This is a genomic window from Blastomonas sp. AAP25 (assembly GCF_001295965.1).
In the GTDB taxonomy this organism is placed as follows: Bacteria; Pseudomonadota; Alphaproteobacteria; order Sphingomonadales; family Sphingomonadaceae; genus Blastomonas; species Blastomonas fulva.
Genome location: NZ_LJHP01000004.1, coordinates 18307 through 36011, shown reverse-complemented (window position 1 = coordinate 36011; position 17705 = coordinate 18307). Strand labels below are relative to the sequence as shown.

Below are 17705 nucleotides of genomic sequence, written 5' to 3'. Positions count from 1 at the left end.
GGGCAGCCGCCACGCCGACGATTTCGACGCGCGCAGCGAACGGCTGCGCGAGCGGCTAGGCACGATCCAGCACCAGGTCGCCGATGCCATTCCCGGCGCGCTGTCGCGGCTCGACCAGACCACGCAGGCCAGCCAGGACAAGGTCGGCTCGCTGCTGGGTTCGGTAACCGAAGTTGACGGTCAGATGGTCCGGCTGGGTTCGATCCTCGGCAATTTCGAGCAACGGATCGCAGGCCAGCAGGCCGAGATCGGCAAGCTTTCGGAAACGAGCGAGGCCGACTGGCGCGAACGGGCAGAGGATATCGGCGCGCTGATCGCGGCGATGCGCTCGGCACGCGAGGAGATCGACCAGATCAACGCCAGTTCCGCGGTCCGGCTGGTCGAGACGATGCGCGATGTCCAGCGCGAGGCGCATGCCGCCGCGGACGAGGCACGCCGCGCGATGGATCGCGCGATCACCGGCGCCACCAGCAAGCTCGGTGAAGACAGCGCTGCTGCGCTGGAAAAGGTGCTGCGCGGCAAGGCGGAAGAGCTGGTCGGCAAGCTTGAATCGGCGATCAGCCGCGCGGTCGGCGCCACAAGCGATGCCAGCCTGCACCTCAAGGACCAGCTGAGCCGGGTCGACGACCTTGCCAGCCATCTCGAGCGCCGGGTCGCCGAAGCGCGCGAACTGGCCGAGGAGCGCACCGACAACGATTTCGCGCGAAGGCTGGCGCTGCTGACCGAATCGCTCAATTCGGCGGCGATCGATGTCGACAAAATCCTCTCGACCGAGGTCAGCGACACCGCCTGGTCCGCCTATCTGCGCGGCGATCGCGGCGTGTTCACGCGGCGCGCGGTGCGGCTGATCGACAATGGCGAGGCCAAGGACATCGCTGCGGCCTATGAGAACGATCCCGAGTTCTTCGAGCTGGTCAACCGCTACATCCACGATTTCGAGGCGATGCTGCGCACCGTCCTGTCCACCCGCGATGGCGGCGTGATGGGCGTGACCTTGTTGTCGTCCGAAACCGGCAAGCTCTATGTCGCGCTTGCGCAGGCTATCGAGCGGCTGCGCGACTAGTCCCTCGTCGTTGCACTGACCTCTGCCACGGCAGGCGCATTTTCCCAGCCGCCGCCCAGCGCGCGGAACACCGCAACCTCGGCCTCGGCGCGGGCGGCTGCTGCCGAGCCGCTCGCGGCGCGTGCTGCCAGCAGGTTGCGTTCCACCTCAAGCAGTTGCAGCGCATTGTCGCGCCCCGACCGGAAGCGGATGCGGGTGATCCGCGCGACTTCGTCTGCGGCAGCCGCTGCGGTCTGCAGCGCCGCGTCCTGTTCGATGGCGGCCTTGAGCCGGGCAAGCGCCTGCTCGGTTTCCTGCAGCGCGGTGAGCACCGCGCCATCGAACGCCGCGAGACGGGCATCGGTCTGTGCCGAGGCGGCGTTGACGCGCGCACGCGCAGTCCCGTCGATCGGGATCGACCAGGAGATCAGCGGGCCCAGCGAGAAACCGAGATTGTTCGATTCGGTGAGATCGCCAGGCGACGTTCCGCCGATTGACAGCGAACCGGCCAGCCGGATCGATGGATAGAGCGCCGCGGTGGCAACGCCGATCCGTGCGGTGTCAGCCGCCAGCCGGGCTTCGGCGGCGCGGACATCGGGACGGCGTGCGAGCAGCGCGGCGCCATCGCCCACAGGAATGGCCACCCGCACCTTGGGTGGAATGGCACAGGCATTTGCGGCCGCATCGATCTGGCCGGGCGGGTCACCGGTAAGGGTTGCCAGGGCGAACAGCGCGGCACGGCGTTCGGCCTCGAACTGCGGCACCTGTGCGCGTGCCTGCGCAACCAGCAGCTCGGCATTGGCGACATCGCGCCGCTGGCCGCGCCCGGCGGTGAACAGCCGCTGGGTAAGGTCAAGCGTGCGCTGCTGCGCGGCGAGCGATTCGCGGGCGATATCCGCCTGCAGCCGGTTCGAACAGGCCAGCGCGTAGGTGCGGGCAACCTCGGCAGCGACACTGACCCGGGCAGCATCGAGCTCTGCCTGGGCAGCAAGCGAATCGCCGCGCGAGGCTTCGACCGAGCGGCGGATGCCGCCGAACAGGTCGATCTCGTAGGAGGCATCCGAGGCGAGCTCGTAGAAATCGAAGCGCAGCGGCTCTGGCGGGGCGAAGCCGACGCCGGCGTTTGCGCCGGTGCCGACCTGGTTGGTGGTGGCCGACCCGCTCGCCGAGAGCGACGGCAATTGCGCGCCCCTGGCCTCGCGCACCAGCGCGCGGGCGCGGCGCAGATTGGCGCTCGCCTCGCGCACGCTCGTGTTGCGCTCGAGCGCGCGGGTGACCAGCGCGTCGAGTGCCGGGTCCTCGAACAGTCTCCACCAGCCTTCGGGCAGCGGGTTCTGGGCGAAGCGCGGATCGGCGCTTTCGATGAATGCACCCTCGGCGACCGCGCCGGGGGTGGCGGGGCGTTCGAAGTCCGGGCCGACGGTGCACGCGGCCAGCGTCGCGCTCAGCGTGGCGCAGGCGAGCAGGCGGGATTTCAGGATCATGGCTGGCTGCCCTCCACGACAGGCTGGGCGGGGGGAGCGGGCCGCGGCAGATCGGCGCGTTTGCGGCTCGCCGACCAGGCCTTTATCCGGTCCTCGAGCGTCCGCACCATCACATAAAATGCAGGCGTGAACAGCAGGCCGAAGATGGTCACCCCGATCATCCCGAAGAATACCGCGATGCCCAGCGCCTGGCGCATCTCGGACCCCGGGCCCGAGGAGATCACCAGCGGCAACACCCCCAGGATGAACGCCAGCGACGTCATCAGGATCGGGCGGAGTCGCTGGGCTGCGGCATGGCGCGCAGCCTCAAGGATCGACTGGCCATGATCCTCGTTGTGCTTTGCGAATTCCACGATCAGAATGGCGTTCTTGGCAGCAAGCCCGATCAGCACCACAAGCCCGATCTGGGTGAGGATATTGTTGTCCCGGCCCATCAGATTGACCCCGAGGATCGCGGCGAGCAGGCACATCGGCACGATCAGGATCACCGCCAGCGGCAGCACCAGGCTTTCATATTGCGCTGCCAGCAGGAGGAAGACGAACACCACGCCCAGCAGGAAGACAAGCGTGCCGGTGTTGCCCGCGGCCTTTTGCTGGAAGGCGAGTTCAGTCCATTCGAAGTCGAACCCCTGCGGGAGCGTGCGCCGCGCGAGTGCTTCCATCGTGTCGAGCGACTGACCGCTCGAATAGCCCGGCATCGTGTCGCCCTGCAGCTCGGCGGAGCGGTAGAGGTTGTACCGCACCACGCGATAGGCACCCGAATCGTTGCGCAGGTTCATCACCGCGTCGAGCGGCACCATCTGCCCGCTGGACGACCGCGTGCGCAGCCGCCCGATATCGGAAATGTCGTCGCGATAGGGAGCATCGGCCTGCGCGGTCACCCGGAAGGTGCGGCCGAGGAAATTGAAATCGTTGATATAGCTCGATCCCAGATAGGTGCCGAGGGTCGAGAAGATGTTCTCCACCGGAACGCCCAATTGCTCGGCGCGGGCGCGGTCGATATCGGCGAACAGCCGCGGGGTACGGGTGTTGAAGGTGGTGAATGCGCTGGTGATCCCCTCGGTCTGGTTGGCCGCGCCCGTCATCGCGAAGGCCGCGCCTTCGAGCGCCTGTAGCCCGGCATTGCCGCGATCCTCGATGATCATCTTGAAGCCGCCACCGGTGCCCAGCCCTGCCACGGGCGGCGGGGCGATCACCAGGATGTTGCCCGCGGTGATGCTCGACATCGCGCCGCGCAACTCGTTGGCAACGTCTTCCGAACTTACCCGCGTGCCCGCTTCCTTCAGCGTGATGAAGATCGCGGCGGCATTGGGGGCGTTGGTGAAGGTCGCGCCGTCGAAACCGGCAAAGGCGATGGTGCTCACCACAGAAGCGTTCTTGAGCGCGATCGCCTGCGCGGTCTCCACCGCAGCGGTGGTCCGCTGCAGCGAGGCGCCCGGCGGCATCTGCACCACCCCGATCAGATAGCCTTGGTCCTGCGCGGGAATGAACCCGGCAGGCGTCGCGGTGAAGCGCCAGCCGGCAACCGCGATCAGCGCAAGATAGGCCAGCCCCATGAACATCAGGCTGCGGATGGTGCGTGCGGTCAGGCGGCCATAGCGCTCCGAAAGCTTGGCAAAGCCGCGGTTGAAGCCTCGTGCAAACTTCTTGCCCCAGCCCCGCCATCCTGCCGGAATATCCTGCTCTCCGTGGGTGCGCGGGCGCAGCAGCAGTGCGGCGAGCGCGGGCGACAGGGTCAGCGACACAAAGGCCGAAAAGGCGGTCGCGCCAGCGATGGTCACCGCGAACTGCTGATAGAAGGCGCCCGAAATGCCGGGGATGAAGGCGGTCGGAATGAACACGCCGCACAGCACCAGAGCGATCGCGATCAGCGCGCCGGATACCTCGTCCATCGTCTTGTGCGCGGCGTCGAAGGGGCTCAGCCCTTCTTCTTCCATCAGCCGCTCGACATTCTCGACCACCACGATCGCGTCATCGACGACGATGCCGATCGCCAGCACCATGCCGAACAGCGACAGGCTGTTGAGCGAGAACCCGAGCGCTGCGAGCACCGCGATGGCTCCTGCCAGCGCGATCGGGATGGCGATGATCGGGATGACCGCCGCGCGCCAGCTTTGCAGAAACACCAGCACCACGATGGCGACCAGAATGATCGCCTCGATCAGCGTATCCTGCACTGCGGCGATCGACGCCTCGACATAGGTGGTGGGGTTGTAGGGGATCGAATAGGTCATTCCGGGCGGGAAATCGCCCGATGCGCGCTTGAGTTCGTCCTCGACCTCCTTCGCTACGGTTAGCGCATTGGACCCTGGAAGCTGAGAGATCGCCAGTGCGACGGTCGGCCGCCCGCTGGAGAATGCGTTGATGCTGTAATCCTGCGCGCCGAGCTCGATCCGGGCGACATCGGCGAGCCGGGTCAGCGCCAGCCCGTCGCGCTTGACGACGATCTGGCCGAACTCCTCGGGACTGCTCAGCCGTCCCTGGGTTTGCACACCGAGCTGGAACGCGGTGCCATTGGTGTTGAACGGCGGCTGGCCGATCGAACCGGCGGACACCTGCGCATTCTGGGCGCGGATCTTGCCGACGATCTCGTCGACGGTGAGGTTGCGCGATGCCGCGAGCTCGGGATCAATCCAGACGCGCATGTTGTAATCGCGCCCGCCGAACAATCGTGCCGAGCCGATCCCGTCGATACGCGATATGCGGTCGATGATCTGCAATGTGGCATAGTTGGAGATATACTGCTGCGGCAGCGACCCGTCGGGCGAATAGAAATTGGCCACCAGCAGCAGGTCGGGCGAGTTCTTGCGCACGGTGACGCCGATCTGGCGGACCTCCTGCGGCAGGCGCGGCTCGGCCGTGCTCACCCGGTTCTGCACCAGCACCTGCGCCTGATCGACATCGGTGCCTTGCGCGAAAGTGACCGTGATCGCGAGGTTGCCATCGCCGGTCGAGGATGACGACATGTAGAGCATGTCCTCGACACCGTTGATCGATTCCTCGAGCGGCGCCGCCACGACATCGGCGATGGTCTCGGCGGTGGCGCCGGGAAAGCTTGCGCTGACCACCACGGTGGGCGGGGCGATCTCGGGATACTGCGAAACCGGCAGCGACGGATACGCCACCACGCCGAAGATCACGATCAGGATGGACAGCACCGCCGCGAAGATCGGGCGGTCGATGCAGAAATGGGCGATCCGCATCGGCTTAGCGTGCCGTTGCCTGAGCGGGCGCAGGCGCGGTGGTCGGCCGCGCGATCGGGGCATCGCCCTTGGCGCGCGCCTTGATCTGTCCCTTGCGCGGCGTCACCACCATGCCCGGCTGCATCCGGGCCAGCCCGTCGATCACGATCCGTTCGGTCGGGGCAATGCCGTCGCGAATCACGCGCAGTCCCTCGACCATGGGGCCGGTGGAGACCGGGCGCGGGGCGACCTTGTTGTCCTTGCCCAGCACGAACACCAATTTGCGGGTCTGGTCGGTCAGGATCGCCTCGTCGGGCACCAGCATCGCCTTGTAAGTGCCTGATCCCAGCAGCCGCGCGCGCCCGAACATGCCGGGGACCAGAAAGCCGTTGGGGTTGTCGACCATTGCATAGGCCTGGATCGTCCCGGTATCGGGGCTGATGCCGTTGTTGAGGAATTCCATCTTGCCGCGCCAGCGAAATTCGGGCTCGTCTGCGAGCTGGATCTCGACCGGATTTGCGGCATAGCGCGAGCTGCGCCGTTCGCCATCGGCGTCCTGGCGGATATATTTGAGGTAGAAGCTTTCTGCGCCGTCGAAGCTGAAGCGGATGGGATTGATACGGACCACGCGGGTCAGCTCGGTCTGCCCGGCGGTGACGAAGTCGCCAAGATCGACCAGACGGTTGGATATCCGGCCCGAGATGGGGGCGCGTACCTGGGTGAAGGAAAGATCGAGCTGTGCCGCCTGCCGGCGCGCTTGCGCGCCTGCCAGCGTGGCACGCGCCGAGCGCAGCGTGGCGGCCAGGTTGTCTGCCTCTTCGCGGCTGATGGCATCGAAGCCCAGCAATTCAGTGCCTCGTCCCGCTTGCGACTGGGCGTTGGCGAGGGCTGCACGCGCGCTGGCGACGCTCGCCTCGGCCTCGGCCAGATTGGCGCGGAAGGGCCGCGGATCGATGACGAACAACAGATCACCCTTGCGGACATCGCGCCCGTCGCGAAACGCGATCTGGGTAATCGGGCCAGAGACGCGTGCGACCAGCTGCACGTCCTCGTCCGCCGTGAAGCGGCCGATATACTCGTCCCAGTCGACGACGTCGCGTTGCAGCGGGGTCGCGACGGTGGCCGCAGGCGGCGGGGGAGGGGGCGGGGGTTCTGAACTGCAGGCGCCGGCCAGCAACGTGAACGCTGCCGTTACAAGCGCGCATCTGGGGGTGACGCGCATGATGATTTTCCATTTATGCTGTTTTGCGGCAAATTGGGCGCTGCCGTAGCGTAAGTCCAGCAAAAAGAGTTGCAAATTACAACTAATCTATGTTGATTTTTTGCAAGTGCGAAACGGAAACACGCAACCGCCGTTTTGGTTCCTGCCCAATTTGCCCTGTCGGCAAACGCCGGATGAGAGGTGCGCTTGTAGTGCGCCAACGCGGTTCCTATCTTTTAGGCCAGCTTGTGAACCGAGGGGGATTACCTGAAATGCTGTACCACGATGCCGACGATGATCACGATGTTGCCGGCAAAGGCAAAATCCCTGTTCCTGTGGATGTTCAACAGGCCATCGTCACGCTGCTGCGCTGGACCGGAGATGATCCGGATCGCGAGGGACTGCGTGACACCCCGCTGCGCGTTGCGCGCGCGTGGAAGGAATATTGCTCAGGTTACGACGACGACCCCAGCGTTCATCTCAGCCGCACCTTCGAAGAGGTCGGCGGCTATGACGAGTTGGTGCTGCTGAAAGACATTCCGTTCCAGTCGCATTGCGAACACCATATGGCACCGATCATCGGCAAGGCGTCGATCGCCTATATGCCCCGCGACCGGGTCGTCGGAATCTCGAAGCTGGCGCGCGTGCTGCACGGCTTCTCCCGCCGCCTGCAGGTGCAGGAACGGCTGACCGCGGAAGTGGCGGCGTGCATCTGGGAACATCTCCAGCCGCACGGCGTGGCAGTGGTCATCGAGGCCAGCCATAGCTGCATGACCGCGCGCGGCGTGCGTACCCCCGGCGTCAGCATGATCACCAGCCGGCTGCTGGGCTGCTTCCTCGACGATCACCGCTCGCGCGAGGAAGTCATGAGCCTGATGGGGTATTGATACATGTTTGGTCTCTCCCCTTCAGAGGAGAGACGCGAGACTCGGCAGCTTGCTGCCTAGTCGTAGCAGAGAGGGGGAGGCGTTTGGCGCCTTTCCCCTCTCCCAACCCTCTCCCCCCAAGGGGAGAGGGCTTTTTTGCATTCAGAGCTGCTCGAGCATGTAGTCCGCGCTGCTGACCTTGAAGTCGCCGGGCTCTTCGACGAACAATTTGTCCACCACGCCATCCTTGACGACCATGGCGAAGCGCTGGCCGCGCTTGCCCATGCCAAAGCCGCTGCCGTCCATGGTCAGGCCGACCGCGTCAGCAAAATCGCCATTGCCATCGGCGAGCATCGCAATGGAATCGGCGTTGGCCGACTTGCCCCAGGCGCCCATCACGAACGCATCGTTGACCGCGGTGCAGGCGATCTCGTCGACGCCCTTGGCCTTCAGCGCATCGGCCTTTTCCACGAAGCCAGGCAGGTGGCGCGCCGAACAGGTCGGGGTGAACGCACCGGGAACCGAGAACAGCGCCACGGTCTTGCCGGCGAAGAAATCCTTCGCCTCGACCTGCTGCGGGCCTTCGGCGGTGGCGCGGACGAATTTGGTGTTGGGAATGGTGTCGCCGACTTTGATCATGGAATGTCTCCTGCTGTGGTTGCACTGCTGGCTGCATGTTGTCGTGATGGCGCGGCAATGCAAGGGGGCTCGGACAGGCAAGGGTCGCGATCATCGCCCCACTGGCAGCGCTCGCTCGGGCTGAAATGTCATATAAAGGAATCTTTATATTTGCCTGTATCGCCGACTCTGGCTATGGGGACGGCAGTTTCCGATGGCCCTGTTGGCGCATCGGCCGTTTGACTCAGGAGAATTTACGTGGCCAGTGCCCCGACCCTCGACCGCCCCGATTATGTCGTCGCCGACATTGCGCTCGCCGATTTCGGCCGCAAGGAAATCACCATCGCGGAAACCGAAATGCCTGGCCTGATGGCCATCCGCGAAGAATATCGCTCTGAACAGCCGCTCAAGGGCGCCAAGATCACCGGATCGCTGCACATGACGATCCAGACTGCAGTTCTCATCGAGACGCTGGTCGCTCTGGGCGCCGAAGTGCGCTGGGCCACCTGCAACATCTATTCGACCCAGGACCACGCCGCTGCCGCAATCGCCGCGCAGGGCATTCCGGTTTTCGCCATCAAGGGTGAGAGCCTGGAAGAGTATTGGGAATATGTCGACCGCATCTTCGATTGGGGCGCTGAAGAAGGCAACACCTGCAATCTGATCCTCGACGATGGCGGCGATGCCACCATGTTCGCACTCTGGGGCGCGCGCGTCGAAGCCGGTGAAGAGCTGTTCACGCCTTCGAACGAGGAAGAAGAATTTTTCGTCAAGATCCTGAAGCGTCGTCTGGCACAGACCCCAGGATACCTCACCAAGACGGTGCAGGCGATCAAGGGCGTTTCGGAAGAGACCACCACGGGCGTCCACCGCCTGTATGACCTCGCCAAGAAGGGCAAGCTGCCTTTCCCCGCGATCAACGTGAACGATTCGGTCACCAAGTCGAAGTTCGACAACAAGTATGGCTGCAAGGAATCGCTGGTTGACGGCATCCGTCGCGGCACCGACGTGATGATGGCCGGCAAGGTCGCCGTCGTGTGCGGCTATGGCGATGTCGGCAAGGGTTCGGCAGCATCGCTGCAGGGCGCCGGCGCTCGCGTCATCGTCACCGAAATCGATCCCATCTGCGCGCTTCAGGCAGCGATGGACGGTTTTGCCGTGCAGACGCTGGAAGACGTGGTCGGCACCGCCGACATCTTCGTCACCACCACCGGCAACAAGGACGTGATCACCATCGATCACATGCGCGCCATGAAGGACATGGCGATTGTCGGCAACATCGGTCACTTCGACAACGAAATCCAGATCAGCGCGCTGGAAAACATGAAGTGGACCGAGATCAAGCCGCAGGTCGACATGATCGAATTCCCCGGCGGCAAGCGTATCATCATGCTGTCGAAGGGCCGTCTGCTCAACCTCGGCAACGCCACCGGCCACCCCAGCTTCGTGATGTCGGCCAGCTTCACCAACCAGGTGCTGGCGCAGATCGAACTGTTCAAGGGTGCCAACAAGTACCAGAACGACGTTTACGTTCTGCCCAAGCACCTCGACGAGAAGGTCGCGCGCCTTCACCTCGAAAAGCTCGGCGTCAAGCTGACCGAACTGACCAAGGAACAGGCCGAATACATCGACGTTCCGCTCGCCGGTCCGTTCAAGAAGGACGAATACCGCTACTGATGCGGCTATCCCGCTGACCGCGGGGGATTAAGATTGAAAAGCCCGCTTCGCATTGCGCGAGGCGGGCTTTTTTGCGCTTGGGTGCCTGCCCTTGCGGAGCATATTCTCCCCTCCCGCTTGCGGGAGGGGCAGGTCCGGCTTGCCGGACCGGGGTGGGCTGGGAGCACAATTGGCTGTTCAGGCCAACCCCGGCCTCGCCTGCGGCTCGTCCACCCCTCCCGCCTGCGGGAGGGGCGAGGCATTGCGCCCCGCCTCCATTCACCGCGCTACCTTCGTTTTCCGATTGCGCTTGGCGTTGGCGCGGCTAGCCTGAGCGTATACGAAAAAACACTCCGGGGAACATCACCATGAAAGCACTGCATCTGTCCGCCGCCATCGCGGCGCTGGCCCTGTCCATGCCCGCGCTGGCCCAGGGCAAGCCTGCGGACAAGACCGCCAGCTGGGACGTCAACGCGCCGCCGATGAAGACGCGCACCATCCCGATCAAGGTCGATGAAGGCACCTGGATGAACCTGGATGTCAGCCCCGATGGCGGCCGGATCGTGTTCGATCTGCTGGGCGATATCTACACCATGCCGATGAGCGGCGGGGCTGCGACTCGCATCGCAGAGGGGCTGGCCTATGAGCAGCACCCGCGCTTCTCGCCCGATGGCAGCCGCATCGCCTTCACCTCGGATCGCGGCGGCGGCGACAACATCTGGGTCATGAACGCCGATGGTTCGGACAAGCGCCAGCTGACCAAGGAGACGTTCCGGCTGCTCAACAACCCCAGCTGGAGCCCCGACGGCCAGTATATCGTCGCGCGCAAGCACTTCACCACCGGGCGCTCGCTGGGCACCGGCGAGCTTTGGCTTTACCACATCAGCGGCGGAAACGGCGTTCCGCTGGTCAAGCGCCCCAGCGAAGTTCACCAGAAGGAGCTTGGCGAGCCGATGTTCGCGCCCGATGGCAAGGGTATCTTCTACAGCAAGGATGCCACCGGCGGTCCGATCTTCGAATACGCGCAGGATTCCAACGGCCAGCTCTTCGTGATCGAACGCTATGACATGGCCACCGGCAAGGTCGAGCGGGTGACGGGCGGTCCCGGCGGCGCGGCCCGGCCCCAGCCATCGCCTGATGGCCGCTACCTCGCCTTCGTCCGGCGCGAACGCGCCAAGACCAAGCTCTACGTTCGCGACATGCAGACCGGCGAAGAGCGCAAGATCTATGACGCAATGGACCGCGACGTCCAGGAAACCTGGGCGGTGCATGGCGTCTATCCGAACATGGGCTGGACCCCGGACAGCGGCAAGGTGATCTTCTGGGCGGGCGGCAAGATCCACTCGGTTGATGTGGCGAGCGGTGGCGAGAGCGTGATCCCGTTCAGCATCAACGACACCCGTACGATCATCGACCCTATTCGCCCGCAAAAACCCGTCGCCCCCGATACCGTGGCGGTGACGATGCCGCGCTTTGCCAGCGTCTCGCCCGATGGCAGCCGCATGGTGTTCGAGGCGCTGGGCAAGCTCCACCAGCAGCCCGCCAGCGGCGGTGCGGTGCAGCCGCTGGTCAGCAATGGCGGCAGCGATTTCGAGCTGTTCCCGTCCTATTCGCGCGATGGCAGCCAGATCGTCTATGTCAGCTGGGACGATGCCCGGCTGGGCGAGCTCCGCGTCGTAGGCGCAGGCGGCGGCGAGGCTCGGACGATCAGCAAGACGCCGGGGCACTATCGGCGTCCGCAATTCTCGCCCGATGGCCGCTCGGTGGTCTATGAAGCCGGCGGCGGGGGTGGCCTGACGTCGGACGCCTGGGGCGCAGCGCCTGGCATCTATCTGCTCGATATCGCCAGCGGTGAGACCCGCCGGATCACGCCCGATGGCGGCGAACCGCATTTTGGCGCGACATCCGACCGGGTGTATTTCAGCCGCGGGGCGGGCGGCAAACTGGCGCTGGTCAGCACCGATCTCAACGGCGAAGCCGAGCGCACGCATGCCACCGGCGAGATGGTCAGCGGCTATGCGCTGGCCCCCGACGGCCGAACGCTCGCCTTCCGCCAGAATTACGCCGCGTTTGTGATGCCGTTCATGGCAGGTGCGGTGGATCTGGGCGCAGGCCGGGGCGGCGGGGCGCTGCCTGCGGTGCAGGTGAGCGAGGGCGGGGCGACCTTCCTCCAATGGAGCCATGGTGGCCGCCAGCTCAACTGGTCGCTGGGGCCCGTCGTCTATTCGGCCGATCCGGCGCGCGCGATCGCACCGGGCCCGGTTGGAAAGGCGGACGCCAAGTTCGCAGCGCCCAAGACCGGCGTCGCGATCAATGTCACCGCACCGGCGGACAAGCCTTCGGGCACGGTCGCGTTCACCAATGCGCGCATCGTGACGATGGCGAATGACGCAGGCGGCATCATCGAACGCGGCACTGTGGTGGTGCGCGATAACCGTATCCTTGCGGTGGGAGCGAACGTCGCTGTCCCGGCAGGCGCGCAGACCGTGGATGTCGCGGGCAAGACCATCATCCCCGGGTTGATCGATGCGCATGCGCACGGCCCGCAGGGGCAGGACGACATCATTCCGCAGCAGAACTGGAATGCGGTTGCGCATCTCGCGCTGGGGGTCACCACAATTCACGATCCCAGCAACTCGGCGGCGGAAATCTTCCCCGCCGCCAGCTATCAGCGCGCGGGCAAATATCTTGCCCCACGGATCTTCTCGACCGGCGAGATCGTCTATGGCGCCAAGGCCGCAGGGGTCTTTGCCGAGATCGACAGCCTTGCCGATGCCCGAGCGCACACCACGCGGCTGAAACTGCAGGGCGCACACAGCGTCAAGAACTACAACCAGCCCCGGCGCGATCAGCGCCAGCAGGTGGTCGCAGCGGCGCAGGCCGACAATCTTGCCAGCGTCGCCGAGGGCGGATCATTGTTCGGGATGGACATCTCGCTGATTGCCGATGGCAATACCACGCTGGAACACAACATTCCGATGGAGACGCTGTACGAGGATGTCCGCAGCTTCTTCGCGCAGAGCAAGGTCGGTTACACACCGACTTTGGTGGTGACCTATGGCGGTCCGGCGGCTGACCCCTATTGGCGCAGCCATATGGATGTCTGGAGCCACCCTATCCTGAGCAGACACGTTCCGCGCCGCCGTCTCGAGGCAACGTCTGTGCGCCGCGAGATTGCGCCCGAGGAGGATTATTCCGATACCGCATCGGCGCGTGAAGCGCTGGCGCTGGCGCGGCGCGGGGTCCCCGTGGGCATCGGCGCGCACGGCCAGGAAGAAGGGCTCGCATCGCACTGGGAGCTGTGGAGCTTCGTCAAGGGCGGCATGACCCCGCTCGAGGCGCTTCGCACCGCAACCATCAGCGGGGCTCGCTCGCTGGGCTTCGACAAGGACATCGGGTCGATCGAGCCGGGCAAGCTCGCGGACATGGTGATCATCGATGGCGACCCGGTTGCCGATATCCGCCAGTCCGACAAGATCACCCATGTCATGCTCAACGGGCGGCTCTACGACGTGCCGACGATGAACGAGACCGTGACCGGCACTGCGATGCTGAAGAAGTGGTACTGGGAAAAGTAGGGGACGAAGCCAGCCCGGCCGTGCCAGCCGATTTCTGTTCCCGTCACCCTGAACTTGTTTCAGGGCCCATTTCGCCGACTATAGCATCAGATGCTGCGGACAGATGGGTGCTGAAGCAAGTTCAGCATGACGGGTAGGGAGGGAGGTTTTGCAGTCGTGCGATTGGCTTTATGCAAAAGCGTTCGGCATTTTGCGCAGCCACCAAATTGAGCTACGGCCAACAGCAATGACGCGGGCGATTTCAAACAACCAATATGCGGCGATTCGGCCATGCTGATCGGCAACGGCAGCATGCTGGTGATTGCGCTTGTCTTCGCAGGGTGGACCGGCGCAGCGATCTGGGCACTGGTGACCGGGCTGCAGATGCGAAGGTCGGCGAGCACCGCGCGGCGCCAGTTGCGCAGGCTCACGCGGCTGGTCGATTCAGGGCCCGCAGTCCCGCTGATCGTGCGGTCGGATTCGCGGATCGAGGGACCTGAAAAGGTCGCGCGCTGGCTGGGCCTTGCCAAACTGCCGCCGTATCTGTCCGAGCTGGCGCAGGAGGACAAGGGCCTGCCGCGCGATGCGCTCGACGCCTTGGGCAAGCAGATCACCACCGCGCAGAAGAGCGGCGCGCCGTTCGAGACCGCGGTCACCGCTCTGGGGTCGAACCGGCGGCTGCGGATCGAAGGCAAGCTAGCCGACCCGCAGACGATCGCGCCGGGGGCGGTGCTGCTGTGGCTCTACGACGCGACCGAAAGCGAAACCCGCATGGCCGACCTCGCCGATGCCGAGGCAGAAGCCAAGCGCGCGTTCGATGCGCTGTCCGGGCTGATCGAGGCCGCGCCGATCCCGATGTGGTTCCGCCGCGAGGATCTGTCGCTGCTGCTGGTCAACACCGCCTATGTCCGCGCGGTCGGCGGGCAGGATGCGGCGGACGTGGTGCAGGCGGGGCAGGAGCTTGTCGAAACCATCGACGGGCTCACCCCGATGGCAGTCGCCGCGCGCGCGATCGAGAGCAACGCGCCGTCGAGCCGCACCGTCACCACCACGATTGCCGGAACCCGGCGCGCGATGGAGATCGTCGATCTGCCGATCAGGGGCAGGGGCGTTGCGGGGTATGCGATCGATGTCCACGATCTCATCCTCGCGCGACAGGCAACCGACCGGTTCCGCGATGCGCAGCGCGACATGCTCGACAACCTTTCGGCAGGCGTGGCGCAGTTCGACGCGCAGCGCCGTCTGATCTTCGTCAACCAGCCGTTCGTGCGAATGTTCGCACTCAAGCCGCAATGGCTACAGGACGGGCTGGAGTTCGAACGGCTGATCGACCGGATGCGCGAGGCGGGGCGGGTGCCCGAGGTCCGCGATTTCCCCGTCTGGCGCGACGAGAAGCGCGAATGGTTCCATTCGGCCGAGCCGAAAGAAGAGGTCTGGCTGATCCCCGATGGCACGCACCTGCGCGCCATTGCCCAGCCCACCCCCGACAACGGCTTGCTGCTGGTGTTCGAGGATCGCACCGAGCAGGTGCAGCTGGCGAGCGCACGCGACACATTGCTGCGCGTGCGCACCGCGACCTTCAACAACCTGTTCGAGGCGCTGGCGGTGTTCACATCGGATGGCCGGTTGCATCTTTGGAATACGCGGTTCGGTGCGGTGTGGGATGTCGAGGAGGGCGTGCTCGCCCAGCATCCGCGTGCCGACGAACTGCTCAAGGCGATAGCGCCGCGCCTCAAGCGGCCTGCGCAGATCTCCGCGCTGCGCGAGGTCATCCGCGCAGCAACGCTCGACCGGGTGCAGCGTGCAGGCCAGCTGGTGATGAAGGATGGCCGGGTGTTCGATTTCGTCGGCATCCCGCTGCCCGATGCGAGCGCATTGTTCACGATGATCGACGTGTCCGACGCCAAGAAGATGGAAGACGCGCTACGCGAGCGCAACGAGGCTCTGGTCGAGGCGGATGCGATCAAGACGCGGTTCCTCGCCAACATGAGCTACGAATTCCGCACCCCGCTGACCTCGATCGGCGGTTTTGCCGAGCTGCTCGCGAGCGGGGTTGCAGGGCCTTTGTCCGAACAGGGTCAGGATTATGCCAAGGCGATCATCGATTCGGTCGAACGGCTGTCGGCGCAGATCAACATGGTGCTCGATCTCAGCCAGAGCCAGGCAGGCACGCTGCCGCTCAAGCTCGAGCCCACCGATATCGGAGCGCTGCTGGTCGATGTCGCCAAGGGTGCGGCGGGGCTTGCGGGCGGTCGCAACATCGCGCTCGAACTCGACGTCAAGGGCCAGCCCGGCAGCGCCGAGGTCGATCGTGCGCGCTTCGGTCAGGCGATTGCGGCGGTGGTCGACAATGCCCTGCGCTACACGCAGGAGGGCGGACGCGTGCTGCTGCTGGGCGACCGGTTCCGTGGCAAGTTGCGGATCGTGGTGTCCGACAACGGCCCCGGGCTTGACGCCCGCGCGCAGGCGCGCGCGCTCGATGGCGTGTTGCAGGCAGACGAGGCGGGCGGAAAACCGTTGCAGAAGCGCTCCGGGCTTGGTCTGCCGCTAGCGAAGAACCTGATCGAGGCGCATGGCGGCAGGATGGAGCTGATGAGCGAGCCCGGCGCGGGAACGATCGTCACGATCCTGATGCCATGACGCTGCAGATCGCATCGCTGGAGGCCATGCAGGCGTTGGGAACGGCGCTGGCCGAGGTCGCACAGCCCGGTGATGTCATCGCGCTGTCGGGTGATCTGGGCGCGGGCAAATCGACGCTGGCGCGGGCGATCCTGTTGGCGCTCGGCTTTGCTGGCGAGGTGCCCAGCCCGACCTTTGCGCTGATCCTGCCTTATGATCCGCCAGAGGTCCGCATTCCGGTGATCCATGCCGACTTCTACCGGCTCGATGGCGCGATGGAGCTCGACGAGCTGGGGCTCGATGCGGGCGATCCGGCGCTGCTCATCGCCGAATGGCCCGAGCGGGTTGGTGGCCTTGATGGGCCGGACACGCTGGAATTGCGGATCGAGGGCACCGATGCTAGCGAGCGCACGATTACTGCGCAGGCCGGATCGAACTGGCACGCGCGCTGGCAGCAGATTGCAGGTGGTGTGAGTTGAACGATCGTGATTCGGTTATCCGGGGTTTTGCCGAGGGGGCAGGTTGGGGCGGTGCAGAGATCGCACCAATCCCCGGCGATGCCTCGTTTCGCCGTTATTTCCGGGTGATCGAGGCGGATCGCCGCGCGATCCTGATGGATGCGCCGCCGCCGGAGGAAGACCCGCGCCCGTTCATCGATGTCGCACGCTACCTGACCGCACAGGGCCTGCGCGCGCCAGAGATCATCGCGGCCGATGCCGAAGCCGGGCTGGTGCTGCTCGAGGACTTTGGCGATGTCCGCATGCGCGAGACGGTCGATGCTTCTGACGGCGAAACCGAGCGCACGATCTATGGCAAGGCGATCGAAACGCTGGTGCATCTGCACCAGCGCACCGCTGCCAGCGTGCCGCTATACGATCGCGCTGTCTACCAGCGCGAGGCCGGTCTGCTGACCGAATGGTATTGTGCCGCGCGCGGGCTGGATGTCGATGTTGCGGGCTATGTCCGCGCCTGGGATCAGGTGCTCGATGCGATGGATGCTTCTGCGCCGCAGGTCACGGTGCTACGCGATTATCACGCCGAGAACATCATGCTGCTGGACGATGGCAAGCAGGGGCTGCTCGATTTCCAGGACGCGCTGGTGGGCGATCCGGCCTATGATCTGGTTTCGCTGCTGCAGGATGCGCGCCGCGATGTTGCACCCGCTTTGGAGGCCGAGATGATCGCGCATTATCGCGCCCTGGCCAATCCGGCCTATGATTTCGACACCGCCTATCATGTGCTTGGCGCGCAGCGGAATGCCAAGATCGTCGGCATTTTCGTGCGGCTGTGGAAGCGCGACGGCAAGCCGCGCTATCCGCTGATGATCCCGCGTGTATGGGAGGCAATGGAGCGCGATCTCAAGCACCCCGCGCTGGCACCTGTCGCGGCGTGGTTCGACGCAAATATCCCGGCAGAATTGCGCGATCCTTGCGCCACTCTCGGTGGCGAGTTCGCGCTGTGAGCGTCCGCGCGCCATTTG

Annotated in this window: 10 protein-coding genes and 1 pseudogene; 7 read left to right on the top strand and 4 right to left on the bottom strand. The window is 65.1% G+C overall.

All coding sequences use genetic code 11. From position 1 onward, the window contains the following. Positions 1 to 1063, top strand: a pseudogene (locus IP68_RS20445) (ATPase); the annotation flags it as partial. On the opposite strand, the gene IP68_RS04630 reads toward IP68_RS20445, so the two are convergent. Genes IP68_RS04630 through IP68_RS04620 form a run of 3 tightly spaced genes read right to left on the bottom strand, consistent with a single transcriptional unit; the run spans position 1060 to position 6930 of the window. Then, positions 1060 to 2526, bottom strand: a complete 1467-nt coding sequence (locus IP68_RS04630) for an efflux transporter outer membrane subunit (RefSeq protein WP_054133811.1) — start codon at positions 2524 to 2526, stop codon at positions 1060 to 1062. The pseudogene IP68_RS20445 and the gene IP68_RS04630 sit on opposite strands and share 4 nt — an antisense overlap. Next, positions 2523 to 5729, bottom strand: a complete 3207-nt coding sequence (locus tag IP68_RS04625) for an efflux RND transporter permease subunit (protein ID WP_054133810.1) — start codon at positions 5727 to 5729, stop codon at positions 2523 to 2525. The genes IP68_RS04630 and IP68_RS04625 overlap by 4 nt, the downstream gene beginning before the upstream one ends. Before the next feature lie 4 nt (positions 5730 to 5733). After that, entirely contained in the window at positions 5734 to 6930 is a 1197-nt protein-coding gene (locus tag IP68_RS04620; protein ID WP_054133809.1) for an efflux RND transporter periplasmic adaptor subunit, read from the bottom strand. Between the two features lie 251 nt (positions 6931 to 7181). On the opposite strand from IP68_RS04620, the gene folE reads away from it, so the two are divergent. Beyond that, positions 7182 to 7796 (top strand): GTP cyclohydrolase I FolE, encoded by a 615-nt coding sequence (gene folE / locus IP68_RS04615; protein WP_054133808.1) that lies wholly within the window; start codon positions 7182 to 7184, stop codon positions 7794 to 7796. Positions 7797 to 7937: 141 nt separating this feature from the next. Here the strand turns inward: folE and IP68_RS04610 are convergent, their stop codons facing one another. Continuing rightward, on the bottom strand, positions 7938 to 8414 hold the full coding sequence (locus IP68_RS04610; RefSeq protein ID WP_054133807.1) for a peroxiredoxin: 477 nt from the start codon (positions 8412 to 8414) through the stop codon (positions 7938 to 7940). Positions 8415 to 8651: 237 nt separating this feature from the next. Here IP68_RS04610 and ahcY point away from each other — a divergent pair, with 237 nt between their 5' ends. From ahcY to IP68_RS04585, 5 genes are all read left to right on the top strand, one after another. Continuing rightward, positions 8652 to 10070 carry an adenosylhomocysteinase gene (gene ahcY, locus IP68_RS04605; RefSeq protein ID WP_054133806.1) on the top strand — a complete coding sequence of 473 codons (1419 nt, stop codon included), beginning with the start codon at positions 8652 to 8654 and terminating at the stop codon, positions 10068 to 10070. Between the two features lie 395 nt (positions 10071 to 10465). Further along, the gene (locus IP68_RS04600; RefSeq protein ID WP_054133816.1) at positions 10466 to 13627 is read left to right on the top strand and encodes an amidohydrolase family protein; all 3162 of its coding nucleotides are present in this window, start codon (positions 10466 to 10468) and stop codon (positions 13625 to 13627) included. A 270-nt stretch (positions 13628 to 13897) separates the two neighbouring features. After that, positions 13898 to 16246, top strand: coding sequence for a PAS domain-containing sensor histidine kinase (locus IP68_RS04595; RefSeq protein WP_054133805.1), 2349 nt, complete (start codon positions 13898 to 13900; stop codon positions 16244 to 16246). Beyond that, a complete protein-coding gene (gene tsaE, locus IP68_RS04590) occupies positions 16243 to 16704 on the top strand; it encodes a tRNA (adenosine(37)-N6)-threonylcarbamoyltransferase complex ATPase subunit type 1 TsaE (RefSeq protein WP_054133804.1) in 462 nt (153 codons plus the stop codon). The genes IP68_RS04595 and tsaE overlap by 4 nt, the downstream gene beginning before the upstream one ends. Then, the gene (locus IP68_RS04585; protein ID WP_082382131.1) at positions 16701 to 17687 is read left to right on the top strand and encodes an aminoglycoside phosphotransferase family protein; all 987 of its coding nucleotides are present in this window, start codon (positions 16701 to 16703) and stop codon (positions 17685 to 17687) included. The genes tsaE and IP68_RS04585 overlap by 4 nt, the downstream gene beginning before the upstream one ends. Positions 17688 to 17705: the final 18 nt, after the last annotated feature.

What these genes read in the sequence shown, in the direction of transcription:
- IP68_RS04630 (WP_054133811.1), bottom strand. Translation starts at nt 2,526, where the DNA reads ATGATCCTGAAATCCCGCCTGCTCGCCTGCGCCACGCTGAGCGCGACG.
- IP68_RS04625 (WP_054133810.1), bottom strand. Translation starts at nt 5,729, where the DNA reads ATGCGGATCGCCCATTTCTGCATCGACCGCCCGATCTTCGCGGCGGTG.
- IP68_RS04620 (WP_054133809.1), bottom strand. Translation starts at nt 6,930, where the DNA reads ATGCGCGTCACCCCCAGATGCGCGCTTGTAACGGCAGCGTTCACGTTG.
- folE (WP_054133808.1), top strand. Translation starts at nt 7,182, where the DNA reads ATGCTGTACCACGATGCCGACGATGATCACGATGTTGCCGGCAAAGGC.
- IP68_RS04610 (WP_054133807.1), bottom strand. Translation starts at nt 8,414, where the DNA reads ATGATCAAAGTCGGCGACACCATTCCCAACACCAAATTCGTCCGCGCC.
- IP68_RS04600 (WP_054133816.1), top strand. Translation starts at nt 10,466, where the DNA reads ATGCCCGCGCTGGCCCAGGGCAAGCCTGCGGACAAGACCGCCAGCTGG.
- IP68_RS04595 (WP_054133805.1), top strand. Translation starts at nt 13,898, where the DNA reads ATGCTGATCGGCAACGGCAGCATGCTGGTGATTGCGCTTGTCTTCGCA.
- tsaE (WP_054133804.1), top strand. Translation starts at nt 16,243, where the DNA reads ATGACGCTGCAGATCGCATCGCTGGAGGCCATGCAGGCGTTGGGAACG.